The organism is Paraburkholderia hiiakae, assembly GCF_904848665.1.
In the GTDB taxonomy this organism is placed as follows: Bacteria; Pseudomonadota; Gammaproteobacteria; order Burkholderiales; family Burkholderiaceae; genus Paraburkholderia; species Paraburkholderia hiiakae.
In genome coordinates this window covers 57,078-78,863 of sequence record NZ_CAJHCQ010000028.1, presented here as the reverse complement: position 1 = coordinate 78,863, position 21,786 = coordinate 57,078, and the positions used below count along the sequence as shown (strand labels likewise).

The 21,786-nt window shown below is 64.9% G+C and carries 18 protein-coding genes; 8 read left to right on the top strand and 10 right to left on the bottom strand.

Going from position 1 to position 21,786, the window contains the following annotated elements; genetic code table 11:
* Positions 1 to 47 precede the first annotated feature (47 nt).
* From JMY28_RS34885 to hrpA, 5 genes are all read right to left on the bottom strand, one after another.
* Entirely contained in the window at positions 48 to 905 is an 858-nt protein-coding gene (locus JMY28_RS34885) for a competence/damage-inducible protein A (RefSeq protein ID WP_201700436.1), read from the bottom strand.
* 26 nt (positions 906 to 931) lie between these two features.
* Positions 932 to 1,765, bottom strand: a complete 834-nt coding sequence (locus JMY28_RS34880; protein WP_201700435.1) for an EI24 domain-containing protein — start codon at positions 1,763 to 1,765, stop codon at positions 932 to 934.
* Between the two features lie 137 nt (positions 1,766 to 1,902).
* Entirely contained in the window at positions 1,903 to 2,955 is a 1,053-nt protein-coding gene (locus tag JMY28_RS34875; RefSeq protein ID WP_236597183.1) for a sterol desaturase family protein, read from the bottom strand.
* Positions 2,956 to 2,976: 21 nt separating this feature from the next.
* Positions 2,977 to 3,999 (bottom strand): YVTN family beta-propeller repeat protein, encoded by a 1,023-nt coding sequence (locus tag JMY28_RS34870; RefSeq protein ID WP_201700434.1) that lies wholly within the window; start codon positions 3,997 to 3,999, stop codon positions 2,977 to 2,979.
* Between the two features lie 156 nt (positions 4,000 to 4,155).
* Entirely contained in the window at positions 4,156 to 8,781 is a 4,626-nt protein-coding gene (gene hrpA, locus JMY28_RS34865) for an ATP-dependent RNA helicase HrpA (protein ID WP_236597182.1), read from the bottom strand.
* Between the two features lie 23 nt (positions 8,782 to 8,804).
* Between hrpA and argA the strand changes: the two genes are divergently transcribed.
* From argA to proP, 3 genes are all read left to right on the top strand, one after another.
* Positions 8,805 to 10,196, top strand: a complete 1,392-nt coding sequence (gene argA / locus JMY28_RS34860) for an amino-acid N-acetyltransferase (RefSeq protein ID WP_201700433.1) — start codon at positions 8,805 to 8,807, stop codon at positions 10,194 to 10,196.
* Between the two features lie 63 nt (positions 10,197 to 10,259).
* A complete protein-coding gene (locus JMY28_RS34855; RefSeq protein WP_201700432.1) occupies positions 10,260 to 10,535 on the top strand; it encodes an oxidative damage protection protein in 276 nt (91 codons plus the stop codon).
* 646 nt (positions 10,536 to 11,181) lie between these two features.
* Positions 11,182 to 12,639: a glycine betaine/L-proline transporter ProP gene (proP, locus tag JMY28_RS34850; RefSeq protein ID WP_407945571.1), complete on the top strand. Its 1,458-nt coding sequence runs from the start codon at positions 11,182 to 11,184 to the stop codon at positions 12,637 to 12,639.
* Positions 12,640 to 12,705: 66 nt separating this feature from the next.
* Here the strand turns inward: proP and JMY28_RS34845 are convergent, their stop codons facing one another.
* The 5 genes from JMY28_RS34845 to JMY28_RS34825 form a co-directional block, all read right to left on the bottom strand.
* The gene (locus JMY28_RS34845) at positions 12,706 to 13,185 is read right to left on the bottom strand and encodes a metallophosphoesterase family protein (RefSeq protein ID WP_201700430.1); all 480 of its coding nucleotides are present in this window, start codon (positions 13,183 to 13,185) and stop codon (positions 12,706 to 12,708) included.
* A gap of 41 nt (positions 13,186 to 13,226) precedes the next feature.
* Entirely contained in the window at positions 13,227 to 13,601 is a 375-nt protein-coding gene (locus JMY28_RS34840; protein ID WP_201700429.1) for a cupin domain-containing protein, read from the bottom strand.
* Positions 13,602 to 13,611: 10 nt separating this feature from the next.
* Positions 13,612 to 15,015, bottom strand: coding sequence for an FAD-containing oxidoreductase (locus tag JMY28_RS34835; protein WP_201700428.1), 1,404 nt, complete (start codon positions 15,013 to 15,015; stop codon positions 13,612 to 13,614).
* A gap of 414 nt (positions 15,016 to 15,429) precedes the next feature.
* On the bottom strand, positions 15,430 to 15,639 hold the full coding sequence (locus tag JMY28_RS34830; protein WP_201700427.1) for a hypothetical protein: 210 nt from the start codon (positions 15,637 to 15,639) through the stop codon (positions 15,430 to 15,432).
* Between the two features lie 217 nt (positions 15,640 to 15,856).
* A complete protein-coding gene (locus JMY28_RS34825; RefSeq protein ID WP_201700426.1) occupies positions 15,857 to 16,471 on the bottom strand; it encodes a glutathione S-transferase family protein in 615 nt (204 codons plus the stop codon).
* A 493-nt stretch (positions 16,472 to 16,964) separates the two neighbouring features.
* Here JMY28_RS34825 and JMY28_RS34820 point away from each other — a divergent pair, with 493 nt between their 5' ends.
* The 5 genes from JMY28_RS34820 to JMY28_RS34800 all read left to right on the top strand — a co-directional run bounded on the left by JMY28_RS34820 (position 16,965) and on the right by JMY28_RS34800 (position 21,784).
* Positions 16,965 to 17,213, top strand: a complete 249-nt coding sequence (locus JMY28_RS34820; RefSeq protein WP_201700425.1) for a hypothetical protein — start codon at positions 16,965 to 16,967, stop codon at positions 17,211 to 17,213.
* A 108-nt stretch (positions 17,214 to 17,321) separates the two neighbouring features.
* Entirely contained in the window at positions 17,322 to 18,107 is a 786-nt protein-coding gene (locus JMY28_RS34815) for a class I SAM-dependent methyltransferase (protein ID WP_201700424.1), read from the top strand.
* 76 nt (positions 18,108 to 18,183) lie between these two features.
* On the top strand, positions 18,184 to 18,456 hold the full coding sequence (locus JMY28_RS34810) for a hypothetical protein (protein WP_201700423.1): 273 nt from the start codon (positions 18,184 to 18,186) through the stop codon (positions 18,454 to 18,456).
* Positions 18,457 to 19,463: 1,007 nt separating this feature from the next.
* The gene (locus tag JMY28_RS34805) at positions 19,464 to 20,531 is read left to right on the top strand and encodes a LacI family DNA-binding transcriptional regulator (RefSeq protein WP_201700422.1); all 1,068 of its coding nucleotides are present in this window, start codon (positions 19,464 to 19,466) and stop codon (positions 20,529 to 20,531) included.
* 200 nt (positions 20,532 to 20,731) lie between these two features.
* Positions 20,732 to 21,784 carry an ABC transporter substrate-binding protein gene (locus JMY28_RS34800; protein ID WP_407945573.1) on the top strand — a complete coding sequence of 351 codons (1,053 nt, stop codon included), beginning with the start codon at positions 20,732 to 20,734 and terminating at the stop codon, positions 21,782 to 21,784.
* The last annotated feature ends 2 nt before the right edge of the window (positions 21,785 to 21,786 follow it).

Below are 21,786 nucleotides of genomic sequence, written 5' to 3'. Positions count from 1 at the left end.
GCGCCGCCTGCCCGACCGCCGTAGGCGGCGCACCTTGACTCGCTGACTCAAAAACCGGCGCGCGGCCCGCTGCGGCGCTCGCGATCGGGCGTGCCCTCGCCCGGCGCCGCCGGCTCGACCACATCGCCGCCCAGCTCGTGCACGCCTTCGCGCAGCTTCACGAAGGCGGCCGCCACGGCCTCGGGCTCGCCCTTCACGCCCAGATCGATGTGCCGGCGCGCGTAAATGCCGCCGCGCTCCGTATCGCCCACGCTCGGCAGGCTGAACACCCTCACGCCCGGAAAATCGCGCTCAATACGCTCCATGAGCGGCGTGAGCGTCGACTCCGGCAACTCGAACACGAGCAGCGACTTCTCGGCGTGCGGCGTCTGGTGGTGCAGGTGCGCGTACTTCGTGTCGAGCACCCACTCGATCATCGGCCACGCCATCACGGGAAAGCCCGGCACGAAGTAGTGGTCGCGAATCGAAAAGCCCGGAATCTTGTTATAGCCGTTCGGGATGATCTCGCAACCCTGCGGGAACGTGCCCATCTGGAAGCGATGCAGATTCTCGGGCGACTGGTAGTTCACGGGATCGGCGCCCGTGTGCATGTCGCGAATACGCTCGCGGATCGCCGCCTCGGCGTCCGGATGCAACGCGAGCGGCACGCCCAGCGCCGCGGCCGCACACTGGCGCGTGTGGTCGTCCGGCGTCGCGCCGATGCCGCCCGTCGAAAATACGATGTCGCCCGAAGCAAACGAGCGCCGCAGCGTTTCGGTGATGCGCTCGGGGTCGTCACCCACGTACTGCGCCCACTCGAGCGAGAGGCCGCGCGCGCCGAGCAGTTCGATGACCTTCGGCAGATGCTTGTCGGAGCGGCGCCCCGAGAGAATCTCGTCGCCGATGATGATGACGCCAAATGCCATGTGTCGCCTCGCTGGATTGTCGTAAGTTAGTGCACGATCGTCACGTCGCCGGACGCCTGCTGCACTTCGTGCGCGCGCATGCGCTGAAGCACGCGCAGACAGTAGTGTCCGAACCAGAGCGCCGTGAACACCAGAATGAACGCATAAATCCAGATGGTCACCGCCGCGAGCACCGGAAAGAACAGCAGCAGCCACGCGGAAACGGCCCAGATCGCCGTAGGCAGCGAGCCGAGCAACCCGCTCACCACGCCGATGACGAGCAGCGGCAGGCGGTGGCTGCGCACCAACGCCCGGCGCTCCTCGACGGTTGCGTGCAGCGCGAGCGCGTCGTAGGTCATCACACGATACGTGAGCCAGCCCCACAGCAGCGGCGGAATGAGCGCGAAGAACGGCGGGATGAGCCAGAGCGGCAGCGTCACGATCATCACGATTAGGCAGACGAGAGTCGTGACGAGCGAATAGAAAAGACTGCCGTACCAGCTGCCGCCGCGCCGCATCTCGACCATCGAATATTGGCGCTTCGATAGATGGCGGATCACGCGCGGCATCGAAATCGCGACGATCAGCAGCAGTACCGTGATCACGATGAGCGGAATCGTCAGGATGATGACCAGAAACGGTGCGATCGTCGCGCGCAGCCCGCCGAAGCCGAGCGCGTCGAAGAGATGGTAGAGGTAGGTCGTCGACGACCAGTTCGCAAGCGCCCCGCGCATAAGGTCGAGCAGCGGCTGCCAGAACACATAGAGCACGGCGCCCCACACCGCCGCCGCCACGAGAAATGGCACGAAGGTGAGGAGCAGCATGGCGGGATGGAAGACGCTCGCGAGCGCGCGTCCGAACGAGCGCAGCAGATCATTCATGCGAGCGGAATATGGCGAAAAGGACGGGTAGAGAACACGGTGTCGGCGAAATCGGTGCGACCAAGCCGACAGCATAAACCACCGCGCGCACGGCGGGTAAGACGGGTGCGATGAAGGGGAAAGACGCCGCGCCGGCGTCAGGTCACGGTGGCGTCGTCGCGTGCGTCGGCCCGCACGTCAGCGGCAGCGCGGGAACCCGAACGCAGGCGCCGCGCGATGCGGGTGAACGCATAGCCCTGCTGCGCCCAAAAGCCTTCGCCGTAGCGCGTGCCTTCGAGCTGGTCGCGAATACCCGTGGGCTCGATCTCGCGATTGAACGACGCGCTACCGAACATCATGTCCCACCAGGGGAATAGCACGCCGAAGTTGCAGCCGTAGTGGGTGCCTTCGTGGCCATAGCCGATGGCGTGATGGCGGCGGTGAAAGCGCGGGCTTACGACCAGCCGCTCGCCGAGCCAGCCGAAATGCACGCGAATATTGGCATGCTGCACGCTCTGCACGAAGTTCGTGAGCGCAACGAGCACCACGAATTGCGCGGGCGGCACGCCGATCACGAGCGCCACGGCGGCGAACATGCACGATTGCCCGATCACGTCGAGCAGATGGTTACGGTCATCGCACCAGAGCGACATCTTGCGCTGGCTGTGATGCACGGCGTGCAGCTCCCACCAGATGCCGTAGCGATGCGAAAGCCGGTGGTACCAGTAGCTGAAGAAGTCGAGCACCACGAGGTAGATCGCGAACGTCACGAGCGGCTGCGTGGTCACGCCCGGCCAGAGATTGTCGAGATCCACCGTCTTCACGCCCATGAGCCGCAGCGCGCTCTGCGCGCGGTCGAAGAACGGCTGCATCGTAAAGAAGAACAGCAGGTTCAGAATGCCGAGGCGCGTGACCCAGGTGTAGAGCGCATCCACACCTACGCCCTTGCGGTCGCGCCACTTCTCCGCGGGCACGAGCGCTTCGAGCGGCCGCAGCAGCGCGTACATCAGGCCCACTTCGAGCAGGCCCACGATCACCCAGTAGAGCGCGTCGTAGGTGTCTTCGTCCACGTTCATCATGCCGACGTGGAAGAGCATCGGCTGAATCGCATTGACGTAGAGGAGCGTCTGGAGCCACGACACGAGGTTGTCCGCACCCGAAACCACGGCCTGCCCCGCGTGCGCGATCATCGCCAGCACAGACGCCACCATGTCCACGCGCCCTCCGGTCTTTTAAGCCCCGTTCGGCGCCGTAACGGGCGCGCGATCGTAGAAGTAGATGCCATGCGGCGAGCGGCCCACGGCGATGGTCTTGATGAGCTTCTTCGTCTGCATGTCGATGAGGCCGATGTGCTTCGCGAAGCGGAACGTCACCCACAGATAGCGCTTGTCGGCGGTCAGTTCCATGTCGTCGGGACCGGGCATCAAGCCGCTGATCTCGCCGGTCTTTTCGAGCGTTTCCTCGTCGATGATGCTAATGACGTTCGCCACGCGGCTCGACACCAGCACGTGACGGCCGTCCGCGAGCGAGCGGAAGTTGTGCGCGGCCTTGCCCACCTGGATCGTCTTGACGATTTTCTGGTTGCGCCAGTCCACTACCGCCACGTAGTCGGCGCCCGTCATGCCGACGAGCAGGTACTTGTCGCCGGGCGTGAGCCAGAGGCCGGCCGGCGCCGAGCCCACCTTCATCTTCCAGAGCACCTTCTGCGTGGGCAGATCGACCGCCGCGATTTCGCCCGACACCTGCAGCGAAACGAACACGATGTGGCTGTCGTTGGTGAACGCGAGGTGGCTCGGCATGGCCGAGAGCGGCAGGCGTTTGGCGAGCGTGATATTGCTGCCGCCCGCGTAGTTGTAGATGTCGAGGCGGTCGAGGCGCAGCCCCGTGGTGACGAACCACTTGCGGTCGGGCGAGAAGCCGAGCTGATACGGGTCTTCGACGTTTTCGACCCAGCGCTGCGGCTTGCCGGTTTTCGGATCGACGAACAGCAGATTGTTCGACACCGAGTTCGCGACGATCAGCGACGTGTTGTCCGGCGTGGGAAAGAGGTGATGCGGTTCCTTGCCCGTGGGCACGGTGCCGACGACTTCGTACGTCTTGTCGTCGATGAGACTCAGCGTGGCTTCGCCCGAGTTCAGGACGATGATGTTGTTCGCGTGAGCGGCCGTTGAGGCGAATGTGGCAAAAGCGGCGGCGCAAGCAAGCGCGGCTGCGGCAACCTTGAAGGCAGCGCGGCGAAAAGTGTTTTTACGCATGAAGGATCGTTCCCGGGCAGATGCGTGATTGTAGACCGTCTGACAGCCCGCAAGGTTGACGTAGGCGGCCTGAAAATGGAAGGGGCGCGATGACGCGCCCCTGTTTCGAAGGATTGTTATGGCCCGTAATGCATCCGGTGGCCATCCAACGTGCGCCTATCGCTGCATCGATTCCCAAACCTTGTACAGACGCTTCACGGAAACCGGCATCGGCGTGCGCAACTCCTGGGCGAAGAGCGAGATGCGCAGCTCTTCGAGGAGCCACCGGAACTCCGAGAGACGAGGATCGAACACGCCGCCGCGCTGCGAGAGCGCACGCTGATACTGCTGCGCGAGCGGCTGAAATTCGCTGGCCTGGCGCGCGTCGCGTGCGGGGTCGGCACGCAGCTTGTCGATACGCAGCGCCACGCCCTTCAAGTAGCGCGGGAAATGCACGAGTTGCGCATAGGGCGTTTCCAGAATGAAGCGCTTGCTGATGAGCGCGTCGACCTGCGCCTGCATGTCCGCTGCGGGCGCACCGAACGCCTTGGCCTGCACGAGCTTCTTGGCCAACGATGCATATTCGGCGAGGATCTGCCCCACGAGGCGCGCGATTTCCTGCGCAAGCAGCGAGAGACGCCCGCGGCCTTCGTCCTTGCGCGCGTGGAAAGTCGCGTCGTCGTCGGGCAGCGGGTCTTGCAGGCAAGCGCGGTCGAGCGCGAGTTCGACCAACTGGTCGCGCAGTTCCTCCTGAGTGGCGCGCGCCATGAACTGCATCGCCATCTCGCGCAGGCCCGGCAGGTTCTTCTCCAGGTAGCGGATCGGCTCACGCAACTGCAGCGCGAACAATCGACGCAGTCCCGCCCGATGAATGCGCGCGGCCTCCTCCGGCGAATCGAACACTTCGACATCGCAATGCGTGCCGCGATCGACGAGCGCCGGATAGCCGAACAGCGTCTGTCCACCCCGGCGGATTTCCAGCAGTTCCGGCAGCTTGCCGAAATTCCACGTCGTGAGGTTTTCGTAGAGCGCGGTGGCGGGCGTTGCGTCGCCCGGCGCGCTCGTTTGCGGCGCGTTGCTCCTTTGCGGCGCGTTGCCGCTTGCCGCGCGCTCGGCCTGAGCGTTCTGGGCGACATCGCCGCCCTGCACGCGCGTTTCCAGCGCAGCCAGCGCCGTCGCACTCGCGAGCTTCTGGAATTGCTGCTGCGCCTGCGCGCCGAGTTCGGCGCGCAGTTGCGCAAGGTTGCGGCCCATCGCGAGCTGGCGACCGTGCTCGTCGATCACCTTGAAGTTCATGAAGAGGTGGGCGGCCAGCGTTTCCAGCTTGAAGTCGGCGGACTTCAGGGCGACCTGCTTCTGCTCGCGCACATCGGCGATCAGCGCCTCCAGCAGACCGCCCGCGCCGAAGCGCTCGCCGCCCACGCGCTCAGCAAAGCCGGCCGCGTACTCGGGCAACGGCACGCAGTGGCGGCGCAGCTTCTGCGGCAGCGACTTCAGGAGCAGTTGCGCCTTCTCCTTGAGCATGCCCGGCACGAGCCATTCGCAGCGGCGCGCGTCAACCTGGTTGAGCGCGTAGAGCGGCACCGCGAGCGTGACGCCATCGCGCGGCGAGCCCGGCTCGAAGTGATACGTGAGCGCCATCGCCACGCCCGACATCGTCATGCGCTTCGGGAACAGGTCGGTCGTCACGCCGGCCGCTTCGTGACGCATCAGGTCGTCGCGAGAGAGGTACAGCAGACGCAGCTTGTCCTCGGGCTGGCCGCCCTTTCTCACCTCGTCGCGATACCAGCGTTCGAACGACGCGCCCGAGTAAATGCCCTCGGGAATCGCCTGATCGTAGAAACCGTAGATCAGCTCGTCGTCGACCAGCACGTCCTGGCGGCGCGACTTGTGTTCCAGCTGCTCGATATCGGCAAGCAGCTTGCGGTTGTGCGCGAAGAACGCGAGTTTCGTGTCGAATTCGCCCTCGACCAGCGCGCCGCGAATGAAGAGATCGCGCGCACGCGCCGGGTCCTGCTTGCCAAACGCCACGCGCCGGCGTTGGTATATCGGCAAGCCATAGAGCACCCCACGCTCGAACGCGCTCACCTGCGCCGCGCGTTTTTCCCAATGCGGCTCGGAGAGCGACGTCTTCAGCAAATGCGCGCCCACCTTCTCGAGCCACTCGGGCTCGATCTTCGCGATGCAGCGCGCGTACAGACGGCTCGTTTCGACGAGTTCTGCCGCCACCACCCAGCGCCCCGCCTTCTTCACGAGCGCCGAGCCCGGCCACAAGTGGAACTTGATCCCGCGCGCACCGAGGTAATGCGGCTCGTCGTCGGCCTTCAGGCCGATGTTGCCGAGCAGGCCGGTGAGCAGCGCGTGATGGATCTGCTCATAAGTCGCGTCGGCTTCATTGATGCGCCAGCCGTGCTCACGCACCACGGTCAACAATTGTGAATGCACGTCGCGCCATTCGCGCAAGCGCAAGTGCGAAAGGAAATTCGCGCGACACGAATCCAGCAATTGCCGGTTGGACTTCTTGTGCGCGATGGCCTCTTCGAACCAGGCCCAGATCTTGAGCCACTGGAGGAACTCGGAGCGCTCGTCGGCAAAACGGCGATGCGCCTGATCCGCCTGCTCTTGCGCCTCGATAGGCCGGTCGCGCGGATCCTGCACCGAAAGCGCGCTCGCGATGATGAGCACTTCGCGCAGCGCCTGCTCGTCGCGTGCGCCTAGAATCATGCGGCCCACGCGCGGATCGAGCGGCAGGCGCGCGAGTTCGCGGCCAAGCGGCGTGAGCGCGTTGTCGTCGTCGACTGCGCCCAGTTCGTTGAGCAACTGATAGCCATCGGCGATCGCGCGGCCTGGCGGCGGCTCGATGAACGGAAACGTCTCGATCGCCGTGAGATGCAGCGACTTCATGCGCAGAATCACGGCGGCGAGCGAGGAGCGCAGGATTTCCGGATCGGAAAAACGCGGCCGCGCAATGAAGTCCGACTCTTCGTAAAGCCGGATACAGATGCCGTCCGCGACACGTCCGCAACGGCCCGCGCGCTGGTTCGCGGGAGCCTGTGCAATCGCCTCGATCTGCAGTTGCTCGACCTTGTTGCGGTACGAATAACGCTTCACACGCGCGAGACCCGTGTCGACCACGTAGCGGATGCCAGGCACCGTGAGCGAGGTCTCGGCCACGTTGGTCGCGAGGACGATGCGGCGCGCGTTCGACGGCTTGAACACGCGCTCCTGCTCCTGCGCGGAAAGGCGCGCGAAAAGCGGCAGGATCTCCGTGTGCGGCGGATGATGCTTCCTCAGCGCCTCGGCGGCATCGCGAATCTCCCGCTCGCCGGGCAGGAACACGAGCACGTCGCCCGAGCCTTCGCGGCAGAGTTCGTCGACGGCGTCGACGATCGCTTCCATCAGGTCGCGATCCGTATCGCGCTGGGACTTCGCGGTTTTTTCGCGGCCCGTCGTGCCCTGCGCATTCTTCACCGCCGGGCTGTCCTCCTGCACCGGTCGGTAGCGCACCTCGACGGGATACAGCCGCCCGCTCACCTCGATCACCGGTGCGGGCTTTTCCTCGCTGCCGAAGTGGCGCGCGAAGCGATCGGCGTCGATGGTCGCCGAGGTCACGATCAGCTTGAGCTCGGGCCGGCGCGGCAGGATCTCCTTCAGATAACCGAGCAGAAAGTCGATGTTGAGACTGCGCTCGTGCGCCTCGTCGATGATGATCGTGTCGTAGGCCTTGAGCAGCGGATCGGTTTGCGTCTCCGCGAGCAGAATGCCGTCGGTCATGAGCTTGACCGAGGCGCCGGGCGAGAGATTGTCGGTGAAGCGCACCTTGTAGCCGACCACTTCGCCAAACGGCGTATTGAGTTCGTCGGCGATACGGCGCGCCGTGGCCGAAGCCGCGATCCGCCGCGGCTGCGTATGACCGATCAGACCCGTGCCGCCCGCGCCGAGGCCGCGGCCCAGCGCGAGCGCGATTTTCGGCAACTGAGTGGTCTTGCCCGAGCCCGTTTCACCGCTCACGATCACGACCTGATTCTGCGCAATCGCACGCGCGATTTCCTCGCGGCGGCCGGAAACCGGCAGCGCTTCGGGGAACGTGATGGGTGGGACCTTGTTCGGCTCGACGTTCGCGCGCGGGACACGTGGCGGACGTTCGCTGCGCGGCTTGCGTTCGCCGGCTTCGCTGCCGGAGCGTGCGGCGCGTTCGGTCGATTGGTCGCCCTCGGGCGCGCCATCGGGCCTTGCGGCGCGTGGCGGCTGAGCAGGTTTGCGCTGTGACGAGGGATTGCGCGGCTGTGCACGCTGCGCGGCACCCGGCGCAGCCGAGGCATCGCGCTGCGCACGCGGCGCTTGCTCGCGCGCGGATGCACCGGAGGGCGTCTGCTGCGCAGGCTTCGGCTGTGGTGCGCGCGCGTCGCGCGGCGCATGAGGTTTGCGCGCCTGATCGCGCGGCGCACGTGCTTCGCCCTGTTGTGTGCGCTGCCCGCTTGGCGGCGTGCGGTTCGCCTCGCTGCGCACCGGCTGCGCCGCTGCTGACTGCGATGGTCCTTGCGGTTCGCGCGGTGGCTCAGACTGCTTCGTTTCGGCGTGTGGCTTCGGCGCGGTGTGCTCAGTGCGCTTATCCTGCACGCGCGCGCCGCCCAGCGCGCCGCCGCCCATGAGCGCGGCAAGCTTGTCCGTCGACGCGGGCGTTTGCCCGTCGCCGTACTTCTGCGACGCGCTTTTCGCTTTCGCGCCGTCCTGCGCCGTTTCCTTCCCGGCCGCGGTGTTGCTGCCCTGCGCCGAGGCAGGTCTTTTGGGTACATTCGACATGGGGGCGCATTATAATCCCGGGCATGAATTCCCAAACCGACCTCGTCCCCGCCACCGCCAGCGCGCCGGCCTCCGCCGCCGCTGCGGATACCGACTCGCAGATCATCGCGCAGCACGCGCAATTCGTGGATTGGATGCGATCGGTCGCGCCCTACATCCACATGTTCCAGGGCAAGACATTCGTCGTCGGATTCGGCGGCGAGGTCGTGCACCAGAACCTGCTCAACGCGCTCGTTGCGGACATCGCGCTCTTGCAGGCCATGGGCATCCAGATCGTGCTCGTGCATGGTTCACGCCCGCAGGTCGAAGAGCAGATGAGCCTGCACGGCGTCGAGTCCGAGTTCTCGCATGGCATGCGCATCACGAATGCCCGCGCGCTCGAATCGGCGAAGGAAGCGGCCGGTGAAGTACGTCTCGACATCGAGGCCGCGATCAGCCAGGGTCTGCCGAACACGCCCATGGCCCACGCGCACATCAGCGTGGTGTCGGGCAATTTTGTGACAGCGCGTCCGGTCGGCATTCTCGACGGCGTTGACTTCCAGCACACGGGCGTCGTGCGCAAGATCGACGCGGATTCGATCCGCCATTCGCTCGCGAGCCGCAAGCTCGTGCTGCTCTCGCCGCTCGGCTTTTCGCCCACGGGCGAGGCGTTCAATCTGTCGATGGAAGATGTCGCCTCGGCGGCGGCCATCGCGTTGCGCGCCGACAAGATCGTTTTCCTCACGGAAACGCGGGGTCTGATCGACGAGGAAGGCGAGCTGATCCGCGAAATGTCCCTCGACGACGCCTACAAGCTGCAAGAAGGCGGCACCGTACTCGGCGACGAGGGCTTCTATCTGAAGCACTCCATTCGCGCCTGCCGCGGCGGCGTGGGCCGCGCGCACATCATTCCCTACGCGCTCGACGGCGGCCTGCTGCTCGAACTGTTCCTGCACGACGGCGTGGGCACCATGATCTCGTACGAGAACCTGGAAAGCCTGCGCGAAGCGACTCCCGACGACGTCGGCGGCATTCTCACGCTGATCGAGCCGCTCGAGACCGACGGCACGCTCGTGCGTCGCGGGCGTCACCAGATCGAGCGCGACATCGACCACTTCTCGGTAATCGAGCACGACGGCGTGCTCTTTGGCTGCGCGGCGCTTTACGCGTATTCGCAGGAGCGCATCGGCGAGATGGCGTGCCTCACGGTCTCGCCCGAAGCACAGGGCTCCGGCGACGGCGAGCGACTCTTGCGCCGTATCGAGCAGCGCGCGCGGGCGCGTGGCCTCACGCGCATTTTCGTGCTCACCACGCGCACCGAACACTGGTTCCTTAAGCGCGGCTTCGTCAAGGCAACGGTGGACGACCTGCCCGAAGACCGCCGGCGCCTCTATAACTGGCAGCGCAAATCGCTCGTGCTGATGAAACAGCTCTGAGCGTCCCCATCTGGGGATGAGGCGCGCCGCCACCCACACATACGACTACAGGAGAAGCACAGCATGGCCCGTACGATCCAATGCGCGAAGCTCGGCAAGGAAGCCGAGGGACTCGACTTTCCCCCGCTGCCGGGCGAACTCGGCAAGCGCATCTACGAAAGCGTCTCGAAGGAGGCGTGGCAGCAGTGGCTCAAGCAGCAGACCATGCTCATCAACGAAAACCGTCTGAACATGGCCGATCCGCGTGCGCGTCAGTACCTGATGAAGCAGACCGAGAAGTTCTTCTTCGGCGAAGGCGCCGACCAGGCCTCCGGCTACGTGCCGCCGACCGAAGGCTAAAGGCCTTCCGTTGCGTACTGGGATCTGTCCCTGACAGGCGAAAAACGCCACGCGATGCCTCGCAAAAACCGCGCCTCCGGCGCGGTTTTTTTATGCGCTTCATGCGCTTTCCAGGCGGCGAAAACGGTTCCACCGAATCGGCGCAATCCCCCGCCACGTGGGGCTTCCAGTCCGCTCCCCGAATCCCCGCAGATGCCGAGGTTTGCGCGATCTTACGTTATCGTGCTACCATGTGGCCTCGTTCAACAGGCATTAGCCATCAATTGCATTCGGGCAGGCACCCAAAAACGCCGTCAACCCGAATGCGCATATGACAAAAAGAACGCTCCGCCACGCGGGCTTCTTTTTCGTTTCAGCGGCGCTTCACCTTGGCACCTCGTGCCGGTCCAGCGTCCTCATGCGCCCTGCCCCCCTTCCACGGCCACGCAGGCGCTACGTTAAACACAACTCGTCCGAGTGTCGTTTCGCGACACTTCAGCATTGCTTTCGTGCGCAGCTCGCCTTGTGCGATGCACCATCGGCCCGCCCTCGTCTCTGCCCAACGTGCCGTGCCGTGCGCGAAATGTCGCCGCTATCGCGAAACGGCACTCTCCGGCAACCGTGGCGAGCCCTCGTGGGTTCGTCGCAGTCATTGGAGATGCAGACCTTGACCGCTTCCACTTCCGGCTCGTCGGCCCAGACCGACCTTACCCTCGACGACATCACGATCGTCGATAAAAGCCTCCTCAAACGCGCCGTCGGCGCCATGGCACTCGGCAACGCCATGGAATGGTTCGACTTCGGCGTGTACAGCTACATCGCCGTCACGCTCGGCCAGGTGTTCTTCCCGTCGAGCAACCCCTCGGCACAGCTCATCGCCACGTTCGGCACGTTCGCGGCCGCGTTCCTCGTGCGCCCGATCGGCGGCATGGTTTTCGGGCCGCTCGGCGACCGTATCGGCCGCCAGCGCGTACTCGCGATGACGATGATCATGATGGCCTGTGGCACCTTCGCCATCGGCCTGATTCCCTCGTACAAGTCGATCGGCATTGCGGCGCCCGTCCTGCTGCTGCTGGCGCGCCTCGTGCAGGGCTTCTCGACCGGCGGCGAATACGGTGGCGCGGCGACCTTCATCGCCGAATTCGCCACCGACAAGCGCCGTGGCTTCATGGGCAGCTTCCTCGAATTCGGCACGCTGATCGGTTATGTGTTCGGCGCGGGCACCGTTGCCGTGCTGACCGCCGTACTCTCGCACCAGCAACTGCTCGACTGGGGCTGGCGCGTGCCGTTCATGATCGCGGGTCCGCTCGGCCTCGTGGGTCTGTACATCCGTACCAAGCTCGAAGAAACGCCCGCGTTCAAGCGCGAAGCGGAACTGCGCGAAGCCGAAGAGCACGCGCGCCCGAAGCTCACGCTGCACTCGCTGCTCACGCAGCATCTGCGCCCCTTCCTGCTGTGCGTGGGTCTCGTGCTGATCTTCAACGTGACCGACTACATGGCGCTGTCGTATCTGCCGAGTTACCTTTCGGCGACGCTGCACTTCAACGAAACGCACGGCCTCTTCCTCGTGCTGATCGTGATGGTGCTCATGATGCCGATGACGCTCGCGTTCGGCCGTCTCTCCGACGCCGTGGGCCGCAAGCCGGTGATGCTCGCAGGCTGCGTGGGCCTGATCCTGCTGGCGATCCCGTCGCTCACCCTGATCCAGACGGGTGCGCTCGTGCCGGTGTTTTTCGGTCTCCTGATTCTCGGCGCGCTGCTCTCGTGCTTCACGGGCGTGATGCCCTCGGCGCTGCCGGCGCTGTTCCCGACCGCGATCCGTTACGGCGCGCTCGCGATCGGCTTCAACGTGTCGGTGTCGCTGTTTGGCGGTACGACACCGCTCGTGGCGGCGTGGCTCGTCGAACACACGCAGAACCTCATGATGCCCGCGTACTACCTGATGGGCGCCGCGGTGATCGGCATCATCTCGGTGTTGGCGCTGCATGAAACGGCGCGCCGACCGCTGCCTGGCTCCGCACCGAGCGTGAGCACCAAGGCGGAAGCGCATGCGGTGCTGCGCGGTGTGCGTCTCGCGCGCGAACTCGACGAGGAGTACGCCGTCGCCAACGCAGTGCGCGCCTGATACGGCACCGCTGAAACGCAAAAAGGCCAGCTTCGCGCTGGCCTTTTTTCTTGTGCGCTCGCTTCGTTATTCGACGAGGTTGACGTGTTCGACGTGCAACCCGCTGTCCTTGCCGATCGTCAGCATCGCCGCCGAGACGGGCAGCGTGAAGCGGCGCGGCCCCGCGCTGCCGGGATTCACATACACCACGCCCTCGCGCGTTTCCAGCGCAGGCTTGTGCGAATGCCCGCTCACAACGACGGCGATGCCATCGGTTGCCGGATCGCCCTGCAGGTCGGGCAGTTCGTGGACCACCGCGAGGCGAACTCCGCCCAGCGTGACGATGGCCTGCACGGGCAACGCCTCGGCCCACGCGCCATGGTCGTTGTTGCCGCGCACGACGGTGAGCGGCGCGACAGCCCCGAGCGTGTCGAGCACGCGCTGATCGCAGATGTCGCCCGCGTGCACGATGGCGTCCGCACCCTCAACGAAGGCGAGCAACTCGGGACGAAGCAGATTGTGCGTGTCGGAAACCAAAGCGACGCGTAGGGGATAGTTCGCGGACATGACATTTCGTTTCGGTTGAATACTGCCGATTATCGCCGCGCTCACGCCTCGCCGTCGCCCTCCCCTTGCGCCGCGCTGACATACACCGCGAGCCACACGCTCGGCACAGTGGGATCGGTCCACGACACGCGATGGCGGCAGTGCGCCGGAATCTGCACGTAGTCGCCGGGCAGCAGGCGGCGCGGCGGCGCCGCCGTGTCCGCGAACTCCAGCGTCGCGGCGCCGGCAAGCAGCGCCACCCACTCTTCGCGCGCGTCGTCGTACCAGAAGCCTGGCGGGCTCGCCTGTCCCGTGGAAACGATGCGCTCGATCAGTACCCCGTCGCGCGAAACGAGCGTATCGAAGCGCTCTTCATTGGCGTCGTGATTGATGCCTGCGAAGAGATTGCCGAATGCAGCGGTCTCCGGTTCGTTCATGCAAAAGCGCTCATTCAAGCGGTTTCAGGCCGTCGAGCAAGGTGGGCACCAATTCGCTCACGGTCGGGTGCACGTGCATCGCGTATTGCAGCGTCGTGTAGGGCGCGTCGGCCGTCATCGTGTCGATGAACGTGTGGATCGCCTCGTCGCCCTCGATGCCGAATATCGCCGCGCCGAGAATGCGTTGCGTCTGCGGATCGACCAGCGCCTTCATGAAGCCGTCCGTCTCGCCGCGTTCGCGCGCGCGGCCCACGCGCGACATCGGCATCGTGGCGATGAGCGCGGGTTTGCCGCGCTCGCGCACTGCGCGCTCGCTCATCCCCACGCGTGCGAGCGGCGGATCGACGTACACCGCGTAAGCGGGAATGCGTGTGTCGGCGCTGCGCGATTTGCCGTCCAGAAGGTTCGCCGCGACGATCTGGAAATCGTCGTAGGAAGTGTGCGTGAACGCGCCACGGCCATTCACGTCGCCCAGCGCCCAGATGCCCTGAACGCGCGTACGCAATTGACCATCGACGGCGATCAGCCCGTGAGCGTCTCGCTCGATGCCCGCGGCGTCGAGCCCCAGATCGTCGGTGTTCGGCAGGCGCCCCGTCGCAAAGAGCAGATGCGAAACGTCGAGCGGACCGCTGTCTAGCGCGATACGCACGCCCGCCTGGCCGTCACGCGGCGCGAGGCTGCGCGGCTCTGCGCCGAAGCGAAAATCCACGCCTTCGCGTGCGAGCACCTCTTGTACGGCGCGCGAATAATCGTCGTCCTCGCGAGCGAGCACGCGTTGCCCGCGCACGAGCACGGTCACGCGGCTGCCGAAGCGGCGGAACATCTGCGCGAATTCGAGCGCCACGTAGCTGCCGCCGCAGATCGCCAGGTGCTCCGGCAGTTGCTCCAGCGCGAGCAGCGTCGAATTGGTCTCGTAGCGGATCGTCTCTAAGCCGGGAATGGCGGGAATCTGCGCGCGCGTGCCCGTGTTGATGAAGATCTCGGGCGCTTCGAGATCGATCTGCGTACCGTCGTGCGCAGCGACGCGCACCGCATGCGCGCCCGTGAAACGCGCATGCCCCGTGAACACGGTGATGTTCGGCGTATGGCGTAGCCACTGCTCGACGCCATCGCGCGACGCCGCGATGATGCGATCCTTGCGCGCCTTCACGAACGCGAGATCGATGTGAACGTCGCCCGGCTGCGCGGCATTTCCAATGTGCACGCCGAAGTCCGCCGCATGACGCACCACGTGCGCGGCACGCGCACAGGCGACATACGCCTTGGTCGGCGTGCAGCCCACGTTCACGCAGGTCCCGCCGAACGACGCGCGCTCGATCACCGCCGTCTTGCGGCCGCTCTTCGCAAGCCGCACCGCGAGCGGCGGGCCGCTCTGCCCCGTGCCGATCACGATCGCATCGAAACGCTGTGCCATGCCGCCCTCCTTTGCCGTTGGAGCGAGTTGAGCCGCGAGTTGAACCGCGAGTTGAACCGATTCGCCGCGCGTGTCATCGCGAGTCGCCGCGAGTCGCGAATGGGCGGCGGATCGCGCCATCTTACGCGCGACGAACGGCCACCGCCTGCAGTGTGATTCAGCGAATCGGGTACGCATCGGCGATGCATCGCGAAGACATGAAGGCGCAAAAAAAAGAGCCGCCTCACACGTCGAGGCGGCTCACAGGGTGACGTCACAACAGCAAACGGGCGAAGCCGCTGCGCGTCAGGGGGATCGGCGAACGCTAGACGTCCCTGCAATCAGGCGTTCGGTGAATGTGTGGTTGGAGACTCAGTCGTTTAGGTTGGGCAAATTCGGTTGGGCAAATTCAGTGCGACCGCAGTCCGTACACAATCAGTGCACGCAATCAGTGGGCGCACATTCCCCATGGCCCGCGTTCCAGAGTTCGCGCGAGCGCTGGAATGCGGCGCGCGCGCCGCGCGTAGCCACCATCAGCCCGACTTGCCCCATGTTGAAGTCGAGCGACACCATCAGCTGCATCAGGTCCACCATCGGCAGAACCAACGCTGGCTGATACAGCTGTCGTTCGATAAAGGATTTCATGACCGCTCCCGCTGCATGCCCCGCGTCCTCCTGACGCAGGGTCATTCGATGGTTGTCATTGTAGGAATGCAGCGTGCGCTGATAAATGGGCCGTCCGCGAAGTCACTTGTCGAAAATCGCAAACAATCGAAACCAGTGCGAGGGCACTGGGCGCGGCGTCGCGCCCAGCCCCGTCACACGGTGCTTTGCGCGAATCCCGCGCTGGGGCGAACGTGTTTTAGTCGAGGGGTGTGGCGACGAATTCCGGCAGCGCCTCGGCGCGTGCGGAAAGCGCAGCAATCGCCGGATATCGGGCGGAATCAGCGCAGCCAGGCAGAATGTACTGGTTGAAACGCCACGCAACGGCCGCGGTGATATCGGCTTGCGTGATGCGGCCCGCGCACAGCCAGCCGTCGCGGCCCTCTACTAGCTGGTCGAGCACGGCCCAGGCCGCATGCATCTGGGCATTCACACGCTCGAACCACGGCTCGTGCTGGCGCTCGGCGGGGCGCAATTCGCGTTCATAAACCTGCTGCACCGTCTTTTCCATGGCCGCGAGCGCGAAACCGTTCACACGCAGTGCGAAAGTCCGCTCCTGGGTCTCCTCTGGCATGAGCCGCTGCGCGGCTGGCACCTTGCGGTCCAGGTAGTCGAGGATCAGCGTCGAGTCGATCAGCTGCGTGCCATCGTCGTCGATAAAGGTGGGTGCCTTCACGACGGGATTGATCTGAGCAAATTCGTCGTACTGCCGAAATACCGAAATGCTACGGTGCTCGAACGCCAGGCCGAGCACATGAAGCGAAATCGCGACGCGACGCACATAGGGGGAGTCCATCATGCCGATCAACTGCATGGGTTCACCTCGCTCAGGAAAAGGGGATCGGGCGTCGATCTTGCAGGAAGCCCCGCCGTATTTCAAGACACGCCGGGCGCACCCGGTCGGGCGTCCTGCCGCCGTGCATTGCGCCTCCACGTTTCCAGCGAGGCGAAAAACGGTGCCACATGATTGTTTCGCCGCGGCGCGTTGTGCAAAAACACACCGTGTCGATGTGCCGCGTCGTGCTCGCTACGCGACAGGGCTACATTTGTTAGCAGACGTTGAATCTGACGCATCGCGGCATTGTTGCGACGCAGCGCCCAGCCTCGCTCAGGAGCGCATTTTTCCCGTGCCACGCTGCTCAAGGCGTAGCGGCGCACGGGCGCCAAGCGAAGGACGCCGAAGCAATACGCAGGCCGCATGAAAGCACGTTTTTGTGCGCCACATGTGCTGCGGTGCATGGCCGGGAAACTCCTGGCTTCGGACGCCGAACGACTGAGATAGTCTGAATGCACAAGGAGACGAAATCATGAGACAAGCATTCAATGTTGGTGTTGTCATCGTCCTCGCACTCCTCCTCGCGAATCGAGCCATGACACGTGTGCAGGCTCACGAGGCTGGCTCGCTCACCTGCGCCCAGGGCTCCGCACTCGTCAAGGCTGAAGCGCTCGTGCGCGGATTCGGCGAACGCGGCGCGAGCAGCCAGAGCGAAAACTTCCTCTCTTCCTGTCTCGTTTCCGGCCAGGGTCAAGTCGGCGACCTGGTCGCCCACGACTGAACGCTCTGCGCAGCGCGCCCAACCGGACGCGGTGCGCGGCGCCGTGTCTTTCGACGGCACGGCGCGTGGTGCTATGCTCGCTCGCGGACCCACCGCCCGAGCGCGCTCATGATCAACCCGCCGAACGCCCTACACCACTCGGCTGAACAGGGCTACACGCCCGCCGCCGCGGACCACTATGTCCGCGGCCGCCCGGACTACCCGCCCGAAATCAATACCTGGCTGCGCGACACGCTCGGACTCGGCCCCGGTGCAACGGTCATCGACCTGGGTGCCGGCACGGGTAAGTTCACGCGGCGCCTGCTGGAGACTGGCTCACACGTAATCGCTGTCGAGCCCGTAGCCGCCATGCGGGCGAAGCTTGCCGCCGCGCTCCCCGAAGTCGATACCCGTGCGGGCACGGCCGAGTCGCTCGCGCTCGACGATGCCAGTGTCGATGCGATCGTCTGCGCGCAGGCTTTTCACTGGTTCGCCAACGCGGCGTCGCTCGCCGAAATTCTGCGTGTGCTCAAACCCGGTGGCCGCCTCGGCCTGATCTGGAACTTGCGCGACGCGAGCGTCGAGTGGGTTGCGCGGCTCGACGCCATCGTCAACCGCGCCGAAGGCGACACGCCGCGCTACTACACGGGCCAATGGCGTAGCGCCTTCCCGTTTGCCGGATTCGGGCCTCTGCGCGAGCAGCGTTTCGTGCAGGGCCACACCGGCTCGCCAGAAGACGTCATCGTCGCGCGTGTCAAATCCACGAGTTTCATTGCGGCCTTGCCGCCTGAAGAGCAGGCCCGCATCGAAGCCGAATTGCGCGCACTCATCGATTCGGAACCCGAGTTGCGCGGTCAAGCCGTCGTGACGGTGCCTTACGGCACGGCAGCGTTTCACTGCGTGAAGCAACCCTAACGTGCCGGAGCGCATCGCTTTGGGTTGCCAATTCCCCGGGTTGGCGGCGAGAATGCTCGCGGACCACGGAGAATCTATGAAAGGTTACGTCCTGTTGTTTGGAGTTAGCATGCTGACGGCGTGCACATCGGTGACTGCCGTCAATTCGAGACAGGATGGCCATCTCACCGTCACGAGCCGCGCGCGCTGGGATCTGGTTTCGTGGAATCATGTGCGCGCAGCGGGGCTGAGCGAAGCCGAGGACTACTGCGAAAAGCAAAAGAAGCAGCTACACACGGTCGAGATCCACAGCGAGGGCTTGCGCGGCGTGACGTCCCAGACAGTAGAGGTAATATTCGACTGCATCTGATGCGGTCCGCACAGTCTTCTCGCTTACCCGCGCCAAACGGGCGTTGCAGCCCGTTCCCCGCTGTTGCCGACGATATTGCTTGCGATAGCGCAATAGTTTGTTGTCGTTGACCCTGATACCCAAACCGCATGACCGAGCTAAACTGACGATACATTTTGTTACGTTTAGGGCCGAGTCATGTTGACCGCATTCTTCATCGCCTGCCCCTTTGGCATCGCGGCATTGTTCGGATTCGCGCGGCTGATCAATCCTCTTACCGGAAAGATCGGTAATCGTTGAGTGCGCAAGCACCTTGTTGCAGCGCAGCGCTCGACTGATCCTCGCGCCGCCATTTTGCGCGACTGCCCCTGAGCTTTTCCCGCCTTCTTCTGTTTCTACGTTCGCCCTGGCGATTCCCCTTCGTGCGCCCGCACAGATTTAGCCGCGCAAATAAAAAACCCGCGAAGCCTTACGCTATCGCGGGTTTTCGGATTCCAGCGGAACGCACTGGAACGACATCTGGTGCCGGGGACCGGACTTGAACCGGCAAGCCGTTAGGCGGCGGATTTTCGTCACACCACGTCTTTCGACGCCACGCGTCCCTGCATGGACGCGCGTTCGTGCGCTGGACTATGCCTTCGCCGTCGCTGAGCGCCGCGTGTCTCACGCCGCGCACCGCCTTAGGCGCCCCCCGTCTAGTCTCTACACCTTCCTGACCGCCGCTTTGCGCAGCAGCCGGCTTGGCTCGGCGTTGCCTCGGCGCCTCGCGCGCAACGCGCTTCAAGGCCCAGGGGGTTCGCCGAATTTGAGGGGTTCTGCACCGGCCGTTTCCGGTCGGGCACTCAATTTTTCTTAAGTCCGCTATGTTTACCAATTTCATCACCCCGGCAGGGCGGACGCGATTCTACCATTGCGCGGCGCGCGTCCCAAAGGCACGAAGGGGACCGCGTCCGTCATCTCCCGGTCATACGCGCTTTTCATAATCGGCCCCATCGAAAACGTTTACAAACGATGCCGGGGCCGCACGCATGACGCCAACCATCAAGGATGTCGCCGCACACGCCGGATTCTCGATCGCGACGGTCTCGCGTGCGATCAATGCACCTCATACCGTCAACCCCATCACGCTCGCGCGGGTGCGCGAAGCCATCGACGCCCTGAAGTTCCGCCCGAACCCGCTCGGCCGCCAGTTGCGCGGCGAGCGCACGCGCCTCATCGGCGTGGTGCTGCCCACGCTCGCCAATCCGGTGTTCGCTGAGTGCCTGCAGGGCATCGACGAGCTAGCCGCCGCGCAGGGCTTTCGCCTCATGCTGATGACGACGCAGTACGACGCCGATCGCGAACGTCATGCGATCGAGACGTTGCGCGCGCAACGTGTCGAGGGCCTGATCCTGACCGTCGCCGACGCTGACACACACCCCCTGCTCGACGAACTCGACGCCAACGGCCCGCTCTACGTGCTGATGCACAACGACACGAAGCGCCGTCCTTCGGTATCGGTGGATAACCACCAGGCTGCCTGCGACGGTGTGCGCATGCTCATCGCGCACGGCCATCGCCGCATCCTCATGCTGGCCGGCACACTGGCCGCGCCCGATCGCGCGCGCCAGCGTCATGCCGGCTATGCCCTCGCGATGCAGCAGGCTGGCCTCACGCCCGCACCGGCCCTTGAAATCGATTTCAACGCGCAAGAACTCGCGCCTTCGGTGCTCGCGCATCTGACGAGCGGGCCCGCGCGCCCCACGGCCCTCTTCTGCAGCAATGACCTGCTCGCAATGGTCGTGATGCGCGGGCTGCGCCGCGCGCGCCTGCGCGTGCCGCAGGACATGTCGATTCTCGGCTTCGACGGCCTCGCTATGGGCGAACTGCTCGCGCCGCCGCTCGCGAGCATCGGCACGCCGAACCGCGACATCGGCCGCGAAGCGTGGCAATGCCTGATGGCGCGCATCGGCGGCCAATACGCGGGGCCGCTCGCCAATACGCTGCCGCACACGTTGCGCGCGGGTGCCACCATCGCGGCGATCGCACACGCGCCGCTCGGCGCGCGTGGGAGCGCGATCGATCGCGACCTCGAACTCGGCGGCGCGCTTTCGTGAGCCGCTTATGTGTGCCATTAGCACGCCTGAAGAATAAGCCGAACAACCTGAACAATCCGGGCCGTGTACGCATGCGGCCCTCATCCACCAGAACGCTCTCGCAACCGACCTGGAGACCTGCCGTGACCCGCCGACTCGCCTTTGCCGGCCCGCTTTCGCTTGTGCCCGTGCACGCCGCCCTGCGCACGCTAGCCGCGCCCGTGCGGCGCTTAGCCCGCTTCGCCCGCTTAGCCCCCTTGTCCCGCGCCCTGCCGCTCGCCGCGAGCGCCGCGGCCCTCGTGGCCGGACTTGCCGCGCCACTCACGGCACAGGCCGAGCAAACCGCGATCTGCTACAACTGCCCGCCCGAATGGGCCGACTGGGCAAGCCAGATCCAGGCGATCCAGAAAGAGACCGGCATTCGCGTGCCGTTCGACAACAAGAACTCCGGTCAATCCATCGCACAACTGATGGCCGAGCAGAAGAGCCCCGTCGCCGATGTCGTCTACCTCGGCGTTTCGTCGGCATTCCAGGCGAAAGACAAGGGCGTGATCACGCCGTACAAGCCCGCGCACTGGAACGACATTCCCGCTGACCTGAAGGACCCGCAAGGCTACTGGTTCGCCATCCACTCGGGCACGCTCGGCTTCTTCGTCAACAAGGATGCGCTCGAAGGCAAGCCGGTGCCGCGCTCGTGGGCCGATCTCCTCAAGCCCGAGTACAAGGGCATGGTCGGTTACCTCGATCCGTCGAGCGCTTTTGTGGGCTATGCGGGCGCGGTGGCCGTAAATCTCGCGTTGGGCGGCACGCTCGATAACTTCCAGCCCGCTTTCGAATGGTTCAGCAAGCTCAAGGCCAACCAGCCGATCGTGCCGAAGCAAACCGCCTATGCGCGCGTGCTTTCGGGTGAGATTCCCATCCTGCTCGACTACGACTTCGACGCCTACCGCGCCATGTACAAGGACCACGCGAATGTCGAGTTCGTAATCCCGCAGGAAGGCACGATTTCGGTGCCCTACGTGATGAGCCTCGTGAAGAACGGGCCGCACGAAGCGAACGGCAAAAAGGTGCTCGACTTCGTGCTCTCCGACGAAGGCCAGAAGCTCTGGGCCAACGCCTACCTGCGCCCGGTACGCGCGAGCGCGCTCTCGCCGCAAGCGGCTTCGAAGTTCCTGCCCGCGAGCGACTACGCGCGCGCAAAACCCGTGGACTTCGCGAAGATGGCAGCGCAGCAACAAGCCTTCGGCGAGCGTTATCTGCAGATCATGCACTGATA

Excerpts from the sequence above, each read along its gene's own strand:
- JMY28_RS34825 (WP_201700426.1), bottom strand. The coding sequence starts at position 16,471 with ATGCAGTTGATCGGCATGATGGACTCCCCCTATGTGCGTCGCGTCGCG.
- argA (WP_201700433.1), top strand. The coding sequence starts at position 8,805 with ATGAATTCCCAAACCGACCTCGTCCCCGCCACCGCCAGCGCGCCGGCC.
- JMY28_RS34845 (WP_201700430.1), bottom strand. The coding sequence starts at position 13,185 with ATGTCCGCGAACTATCCCCTACGCGTCGCTTTGGTTTCCGACACGCAC.
- JMY28_RS34870 (WP_201700434.1), bottom strand. The coding sequence starts at position 3,999 with ATGCGTAAAAACACTTTTCGCCGCGCTGCCTTCAAGGTTGCCGCAGCC.
- JMY28_RS34880 (WP_201700435.1), bottom strand. The coding sequence starts at position 1,765 with ATGAATGATCTGCTGCGCTCGTTCGGACGCGCGCTCGCGAGCGTCTTC.
- JMY28_RS34810 (WP_201700423.1), top strand. The coding sequence starts at position 18,184 with ATGAAAGGTTACGTCCTGTTGTTTGGAGTTAGCATGCTGACGGCGTGC.
- hrpA (WP_236597182.1), bottom strand. The coding sequence starts at position 8,781 with ATGTCGAATGTACCCAAAAGACCTGCCTCGGCGCAGGGCAGCAACACC.
- JMY28_RS34840 (WP_201700429.1), bottom strand. The coding sequence starts at position 13,601 with ATGAACGAACCGGAGACCGCTGCATTCGGCAATCTCTTCGCAGGCATC.
- JMY28_RS34835 (WP_201700428.1), bottom strand. The coding sequence starts at position 15,015 with ATGGCACAGCGTTTCGATGCGATCGTGATCGGCACGGGGCAGAGCGGC.
- JMY28_RS34855 (WP_201700432.1), top strand. The coding sequence starts at position 10,260 with ATGGCCCGTACGATCCAATGCGCGAAGCTCGGCAAGGAAGCCGAGGGA.
- JMY28_RS34815 (WP_201700424.1), top strand. The coding sequence starts at position 17,322 with ATGATCAACCCGCCGAACGCCCTACACCACTCGGCTGAACAGGGCTAC.
- JMY28_RS34885 (WP_201700436.1), bottom strand. The coding sequence starts at position 905 with ATGGCATTTGGCGTCATCATCATCGGCGACGAGATTCTCTCGGGGCGC.
- JMY28_RS34830 (WP_201700427.1), bottom strand. The coding sequence starts at position 15,639 with ATGAAATCCTTTATCGAACGACAGCTGTATCAGCCAGCGTTGGTTCTG.
- JMY28_RS34805 (WP_201700422.1), top strand. The coding sequence starts at position 19,464 with ATGACGCCAACCATCAAGGATGTCGCCGCACACGCCGGATTCTCGATC.
- JMY28_RS34820 (WP_201700425.1), top strand. The coding sequence starts at position 16,965 with ATGAGACAAGCATTCAATGTTGGTGTTGTCATCGTCCTCGCACTCCTC.
- JMY28_RS34875 (WP_236597183.1), bottom strand. The coding sequence starts at position 2,955 with ATGGTGGCGTCTGTGCTGGCGATGATCGCGCACGCGGGGCAGGCCGTG.